This is a genomic window from Photobacterium sp. OFAV2-7 (assembly GCF_022347985.1).
GTDB lineage: Bacteria > Pseudomonadota > Gammaproteobacteria > Enterobacterales > Vibrionaceae > Photobacterium.
On sequence record NZ_JAKRFQ010000223.1, the window covers coordinates 1 to 6,513 of the forward strand.

Annotated in this window: 7 protein-coding genes; 4 read left to right on the top strand and 3 right to left on the bottom strand. The window is 49.9% G+C overall.

Translation table 11 applies throughout. The annotated features are described in order from the left end of the window. Nucleotides 1–189 (bottom strand): hypothetical protein (locus MHN01_RS12845; RefSeq protein WP_239411705.1); only part of this gene is annotated, 189 nt, incomplete at its 3' end. A 428-nt stretch (nt 190–617) separates the two neighbouring features. On the opposite strand from MHN01_RS12845, the gene dauA reads away from it, so the two are divergent. The 3 genes from dauA to MHN01_RS12860 all read left to right on the top strand — a co-directional run bounded on the left by dauA (nt 618) and on the right by MHN01_RS12860 (nt 3,820). Beyond that, nucleotides 618–2,336, top strand: a complete 1,719-nt coding sequence (dauA, locus tag MHN01_RS12850) for a C4-dicarboxylic acid transporter DauA (RefSeq protein ID WP_239411706.1) — start codon at nt 618–620, stop codon at nt 2,334–2,336. 70 nt (nt 2,337–2,406) lie between these two features. Continuing rightward, nucleotides 2,407–2,988, top strand: a complete 582-nt coding sequence (lpcA, locus tag MHN01_RS12855) for a D-sedoheptulose 7-phosphate isomerase (RefSeq protein WP_239411707.1) — start codon at nt 2,407–2,409, stop codon at nt 2,986–2,988. 52 nt (nt 2,989–3,040) lie between these two features. Beyond that, a complete protein-coding gene (locus MHN01_RS12860) occupies nt 3,041–3,820 on the top strand; it encodes a class II glutamine amidotransferase (protein ID WP_239411708.1) in 780 nt (259 codons plus the stop codon). A gap of 88 nt (nt 3,821–3,908) precedes the next feature. Here the strand turns inward: MHN01_RS12860 and purN are convergent, their stop codons facing one another. Both purN and purM read right to left on the bottom strand, forming a co-directional pair. Beyond that, nucleotides 3,909–4,553 (bottom strand): phosphoribosylglycinamide formyltransferase, encoded by a 645-nt coding sequence (gene purN, locus MHN01_RS12865; RefSeq protein ID WP_239411709.1) that lies wholly within the window; start codon nt 4,551–4,553, stop codon nt 3,909–3,911. Nucleotides 4,554–4,557: 4 nt separating this feature from the next. Continuing rightward, nucleotides 4,558–5,598, bottom strand: a complete 1,041-nt coding sequence (gene purM, locus MHN01_RS12870; RefSeq protein WP_239411710.1) for a phosphoribosylformylglycinamidine cyclo-ligase — start codon at nt 5,596–5,598, stop codon at nt 4,558–4,560. Between the two features lie 196 nt (nt 5,599–5,794). Here purM and upp point away from each other — a divergent pair, with 196 nt between their 5' ends. Continuing rightward, nucleotides 5,795–6,421: a uracil phosphoribosyltransferase gene (gene upp / locus MHN01_RS12875; RefSeq protein WP_075765008.1), complete on the top strand. Its 627-nt coding sequence runs from the start codon at nt 5,795–5,797 to the stop codon at nt 6,419–6,421. Nucleotides 6,422–6,513: the final 92 nt, after the last annotated feature.

The window sequence follows — 6,513 nt, forward strand, 5'->3', positions numbered from 1 at the left end:
TGAAATCACGTTTAATGGTATTGCAATCAGCAGGAAAGCTAACCAGCTGTACTGGCCGACAATGTCGAGTACCGAGCCTACAGCCAGTGCTGCCACAAACATAGCAGTAAAGGTTCTGAGGTTGGCACGGTGGTAGGCGAGTACACCGGTTATACCAATTAGCCCTAGTAGGTACACAAGTGTAACCATGATGATTCTCCTTATCGGTGGGCGTTGATTTATTATTATTGGGTACGTTTTATGCAAGGTAAGAGGTCTTACCACTTGTGATAAGTGTAAGTTGATCTTTAATGAAATGTAAAATAATTTTCTGTTCTGAAAGGATGGCGTTATGTAAAGATGTCCTGTCATCCCTTGTTACATAAGGGCTTGATCAAGATCAGCGAGTTGAAAAAATGTGCTTGCGAAAATAAGTCATACAATTAAGATGGACCGTATTGTGATGCCGTTCACGCTATTTACCAAGTTGACACCAGTGTCAATCTAGGCTGTGGATGACTCATGGCGTCATTTGTTGCCTTTCCCGAACTCCGACTGACACATGCCCGCCGGATCCCTCACTCGGGATGACAGCTTTTCTTAAAATTTTCTTTTGTACGTAAGTGCAGGGGTTTGTCGTGTTGTTATTTCATGCTTTAAAACAAGCGTGGCGAAAAGGTTATTCTTTCTCTACGCTTCGTGCCGATATTGTTGCAGGTATTACTGTGGGTGTTGTGGCCATTCCGCTGGGGATGGCGCTGGCGATTGCCGTTGGTGTGCCGCCACAGCATGGTTTGTATACGGTGGTTGTTGCTGGTTTGCTGGCAGCCTTGTTTGGTGGCTCGCGATTTAATATTACTGGCCCGACGGCCGCATTTGTCGTGATTTTACTGCCGATTACTCAGCAATACGGCCTGTCCGGCCTGATGCTGGCCACTCTGATGTCCGGGGTGATCCTGTTATTGATGGGAGTGCTGCGCCTTGGCCAGCTTGTGGCCTATGTACCGTATCCTGTAACGACAGGGTTTACTGCCGGAATAGGGCTGGTTATTGCCTTCCTCCAGCTAAAGGATTTGCTCGGACTGGCGGTTGAAGGTAATCCAGTGCACTTTCCCGAGAAAGTCATGGCGTATACGAGTGCCCTGCCAAGTATTAACTATGCCGATGCGATGGTCGGATTTGGTACGATTGCGACATTCATTCTATGGGCCAAGCTTAAGAATCGGATCCCTCCACATGTAGTTGCTCTTGCGACAGGTACCGTGCTGGCCTTACTGATGAACCAGTGGGGCAGCACGCATGTTGGCTTGCTCGGTGAAAAGTTCCACTATCAAATCGGCGATTTGGTTGGCCAGGGGATCCCGCAGGTATTACCGCAACTGGTGATGCCGTGGCAAGATGTCCAGTTCAGCTGGGGGCTGGTGGTTGAGCTGTTGCCAGCCGCCTTTACCATTGCGATGCTCGGCTGTATTGAATCGCTGCTTTGCGCGGTGGTGGCAGACGGCATGACCGGCAGCAAGCATAATCCGAACGCCGAGTTGGTGGGGCAGGGGCTGGCCAATATGGTGGTGCCATTTTTTGGTGGGATCCCGGCAACGGCTGCTATCGCCCGTACTGCCACGAATATTCGAGCAGGTGCATTTTCTCCGGTGTCGGCCATTACCCACGCACTGTTTGTGCTGGCGGCGATGATAGTACTGGCGCCGATGTTGTCGTTTATCCCGATGAGCGCCCTGGCCGGTTTGCTGATCATGGTCGCCTGGAATATGTCGGAAGCGCCGCACTTTGTTCATACCTTGAAGGTGGCTCCACGGCGTGATGTTGCAGTACTGGTGACCTGTTTTACCCTGACAGTGGCCTTTGACATGGTAATTGCCGTCGTCGTTGGCCTGCTGTTGGCCGGAGTGCTATTTATTCAGCGTATCGCTACACTGACCAGTGTGACTGAAGTGAATGGGGAGCACCAGCATCAGGAGTTTGGTGATGATGTGGTGGTATATGATATCAATGGCCCGCTTTTCTTTGCGGCCAGCGAAAAAGCATTCAATGTTATTGATCATTCGCAAGTGGAGACCCGGGCCGTGGTGCTTGATTTCAGCGATGTCACGACAATTGATATTACGGCTATCCATGCCTTTGAGAATGCGCTGGACAGAATCCGCCAGTACCCGGTGTATCTGCTCGGGGTTGCAGGCCATGTCGAGAGAAAGTTGGCGACGGCCGGCGTGTTGATGGCCGACAACATCTCGCTTTACTCATCTGCGGAGCTATTACGTGAGCATTTGGCCATAAACCGTCACAATGTGCTGTCTCAGGAGTCGACACCTTCGGCCGTTTCTTTGTACACTGCAAGCTAAGGCGTATAAGTGCTTAGCCGGAGGGCTCCGGCTAGGCGATAATATTGTATGAATAACCCGAGATTAGTCTATGTACCAAGATTTGATCCGTGCAGAACTCAATGAAGCTGCTGAAGTACTGAACCGCTTTTTAAGTGATGAAAAAAACATTGCAGATATCGAAGCTGCTGCCAAAGTACTGGCCGAGTCCTTTAAGCAGGGCGGCAAGGTACTGTCTTGTGGTAATGGTGGCTCACACTGTGATGCGATGCACTTTGCCGAGGAGCTGACAGGACGTTACCGTGAAAACCGTCCGGGTTACCCGGGCATTGCGATTTCAGATCCTAGCCATCTTTCTTGCGTGAGCAATGATTTCGGCTACGACTATGTGTTCTCTCGCTACCTGGAAGCTGTCGGTTCAAAGGGCGATGTCCTGTTTGGTCTGTCGACCTCGGGCAACTCTGGCAATATTCTTAAAGCTATTGATGCCGCCAAAGCCAAAGGCATGAAAACCATTGCCCTGACTGGTAAAGACGGCGGTAAGATGGCGGGTCTGGCTGATGTGGAGATCCGTGTACCGCATTTCGGTTTTGCTGACCGTATTCAGGAAGTACATATTAAAATTATCCACATTTTAATTATGCTGGTTGAGAAAGAGATGGCTTCGAGCTAATTTCAGTTATTGTTAGACATGTCTCAATCCTGCAGAGAGGGCATAAAGGACTATGTGTGAATTGCTTGGCATGAGTGCCAATGTGCCAACCGATATTTGTTTTAGCTTTACCGGCCTGATGCAGCGAGGCGGAAGAACCGGTCCTCACAGTGACGGCTGGGGGATCACCTTCTATGAAGGGCGGGGATTTCGTACCTTTAAAGATCCCAACCCGAGCTGTCGGTCGCGAATTGCTGAATTGGTGCAGGAGTATCCGATAAAAAGCTGTGCCGTCGTTAGCCATATCCGTCAGGCCAACCGTGGTGGTGTCAGCCTTGAAAATACTCATCCGTTTACCCGGGAACTATGGGGGCGGTACTGGACGTTTGCTCACAACGGCCAGCTAACGGGCTATGAAAAGCTGGATACCGGACGCTTCAGACCTGTTGGTGATACGGACAGCGAGATAGCCTTCTGCTGGTTGCTTAACCAACTAGAGGCAAAGTTTCCTGATCTTCCGGAAGACATGGCCGAAGTGTATGAGTATGTTGCGGAGTGCTGTGATCGCCTCAGGGAGTTGGGTGTCTACAATATGCTGCTGAGCAATGGTGAGTGCGTACTGACATATTGCACCAACAATCTGCACTGGATCACGCGCCGGGCGCCGTTTGGCCAGGCCTCTTTGATTGACGAAGATGTCACGATTGATTTTCAGACGGAAACCACACCAAACGATGTGGTTACGGTGATTGCCACCCAGCCGCTGACCAATGACGAGAGCTGGCACAAGATGCAGCCGGGTGAATTTAGCGTATTCCACTACGGTGAGTTGAACCATAACCGAACGCTATAGGCTTTATCGTTATAGCCATTTGTTTGCTAAATAAAAAACGCGACCACAAGGTCGCGTTTTTTATTGCTATGGCTTTATGCTGTATCGACTACTCTTCCGCGGCATAGCCATGCGGCGGCAGAGGGAGTTCGTCAAAAACTGCTTTGTCTTCAGCCATACAGACTCTGCCTTGCAAGAACCAGTTGGCTACCAGCGGATAAATACGGTGCTCTTGCTCCTGGACTCGGGCCATGACCTCTTCAACAGTATCAGCGTCAAAGATAGGCACTTTGGCCTGAAGGATCACCGGGCCACCGTCCAATTCTTCGGTAACAAAATGCACACTGGTACCGTGCTCCTTGTCGCCGGCTTCAATTGCCCGCTGATGGGTATGCAAACCTGTGTATTTCGGCAACAGTGAAGGATGCACATTGAGCATTCGACCGCGATAGCGGCGGACAAAGTCATTGCTCAGAATACGCATGAACCCGGCCAGTATGACCAAATCTGGCTGGAAAGCATCAATGTGCTCTGCCAGAGCCCGGTCATACGTTTCACGGTCGCTATAGTCACTGGCAGCGAGGTGTACGGTATCAATACCTGCCTTACGGGCACGCTCCAGGCCATAGGCATCAGCCTTGTTTGATACCACAGCGGCAATGCGTGCATTTTTAATGATGCCGCTGTCACAGGCATCAATCATCGCCTGAAGGTTCGAGCCACTCCCGGAAATCAGAACTACGATGCTTTTCATCGTCTTATTTAATCTCCACTTGCTCTTCACCGGCTTTGGCATCAGCAATTTCACCCAGAAGCCAGGCGCTTTCGCCTTCGGCTTTCAGGATTTCGATAGCCTGCTCGGCCTGTTCTTGTGGCAGGGCAATAACCAGGCCGACGCCACAGTTGAAGGTACGGTACATTTCGTAGGTTTCAACGTTGCCGGCTTCTTGTAGCCAGTTGAAGATGGCAGGCCATTCCCAGCTCTTGCCGTCAACAACGGCTTTCGTGCCTGCTGGTAATACGCGAGGGATGTTTTCCCAGAAACCACCGCCTGTGATATGAGAAATAGCGTGAACATCACAGCTTTCCATCATCTTCAGCGTTGATTTTACATAGATCTTTGTTGGTTCAAGTAAGTGATCGGCCAGTGGTTTGCCATTAAGCTCTTTGCTTAGATCGGCTTGAGAGACTTCAATGATCTTACGGATCAAGGAGAAGCCGTTAGAGTGCGGACCGCTTGATCCGACAGCGATAAGTGCATCGCCTGCTTTGACTTTGCTGCCGTCAATGATATCGGCCTTTTCGACGACACCGACACAAAAACCAGCTACGTCATAGTCTTCACCGTGGTACATGCCCGGCATTTCTGCGGTTTCACCACCAATTAGCGCACAGCCAGACTGGATACAACCTTCGCCAATCCCCGCGACAACGGCTGCCGCCGTATCGACCTCAAGCTTGCCGGTTGCGTAATAGTCTAGGAAGAATAGTGGCTCTCCCCCTTGAACAATCAGATCGTTGACACACATTGCCACCAAATCGATACCGATAGTATCGTGCTTGTTCAGATCCATTGCCAAGCGAAGCTTGGTGCCCACACCGTCGGTTCCTGAAACCAATACCGGCTCTTTATACTTGGTCGGTAGCGAGCAGAGCGCGCCGAAACCACCAATACCGCCCATAACCTCGGGACGGTGGGTGCGTTTTACCACCCCTTTAATACGATCAACCAATGCATTTCCCGCATCGATATCAACACCTGCATCTTTGTAACTAAGAGAAGAGTTATTGCCGCTCACAAGAGATCCCTCACCGCATTAAAGTAAAAAAGCGAGGGTATGATAACAGCAGTCAGGGCGGAAAGGGAAACGTTTGCGTCAATAAATCTCAGTGGCTATTTCCTAAGCAAACGAAACATCAACCCCTATCAGAGTACTCATGGTCTAGTGTATAATAATGCGATTTTTTTAAATTTTGTTTGCTTAGGAGTCAGAAATGAAAGTCGTTGAGGTTAAACACCCACTGGTAAAACATAAGATCGGTCTTATGCGCGAAGGCGACATCAGCACTAAGCGTTTTCGTGAGCTAGCAACGGAAGTTGGTAGCTTGCTGACGTATGAAGCGACTTCAGACTTCGAAACAGAAAAAGTTACCATTGAAGGCTGGAATGGTCCAGTTGAAATTGACCAAATTAAGGGTAAAAAGGTAACTGTTGTGCCAATTCTGCGTGCTGGCCTGGGTATGATGGACGGTGTTCTTGAGCATGTACCAAGTGCACGTATCAGCGTAGTCGGTATCTACCGTGATGAAGAAACCCTTGAGCCGGTTCCTTATTTCAACAAGCTGGCATCAAATATTGATGAGCGTATTGCGCTGGTTGTCGATCCTATGCTGGCTACTGGTGGCTCAATGATTGCGACACTGGACCTGCTGAAAGAGCAGGGCTGTAAGCAGTTCAAAGTACTGGTTCTGGTTGCGGCTCCTGAAGGTATTGAAGCGCTGGAAAAAGCTCACCCAGACGTTGAGCTGTTCACAGCTGCAATCGATGAGAAGCTGAATGACAAGGGCTACATCGTTCCTGGTCTGGGCGATGCGGGTGACAAAATCTTCGGCACCAAATAATTTTTTATACCCTAACGCTGAAAACCGGACTGATGTCCGGTTTTTTTATGCCTGCAGTGTAGTGCAGTGGATATAGCTAAAAAAGCGCCGAT

Excerpts from the sequence above, each read along its gene's own strand:
- lpcA (WP_239411707.1), top strand. The coding sequence starts at position 2,407 with ATGTACCAAGATTTGATCCGTGCAGAACTCAATGAAGCTGCTGAAGTA.
- MHN01_RS12860 (WP_239411708.1), top strand. The coding sequence starts at position 3,041 with ATGTGTGAATTGCTTGGCATGAGTGCCAATGTGCCAACCGATATTTGT.
- upp (WP_075765008.1), top strand. The coding sequence starts at position 5,795 with ATGAAAGTCGTTGAGGTTAAACACCCACTGGTAAAACATAAGATCGGT.
- purN (WP_239411709.1), bottom strand. The coding sequence starts at position 4,553 with ATGAAAAGCATCGTAGTTCTGATTTCCGGGAGTGGCTCGAACCTTCAG.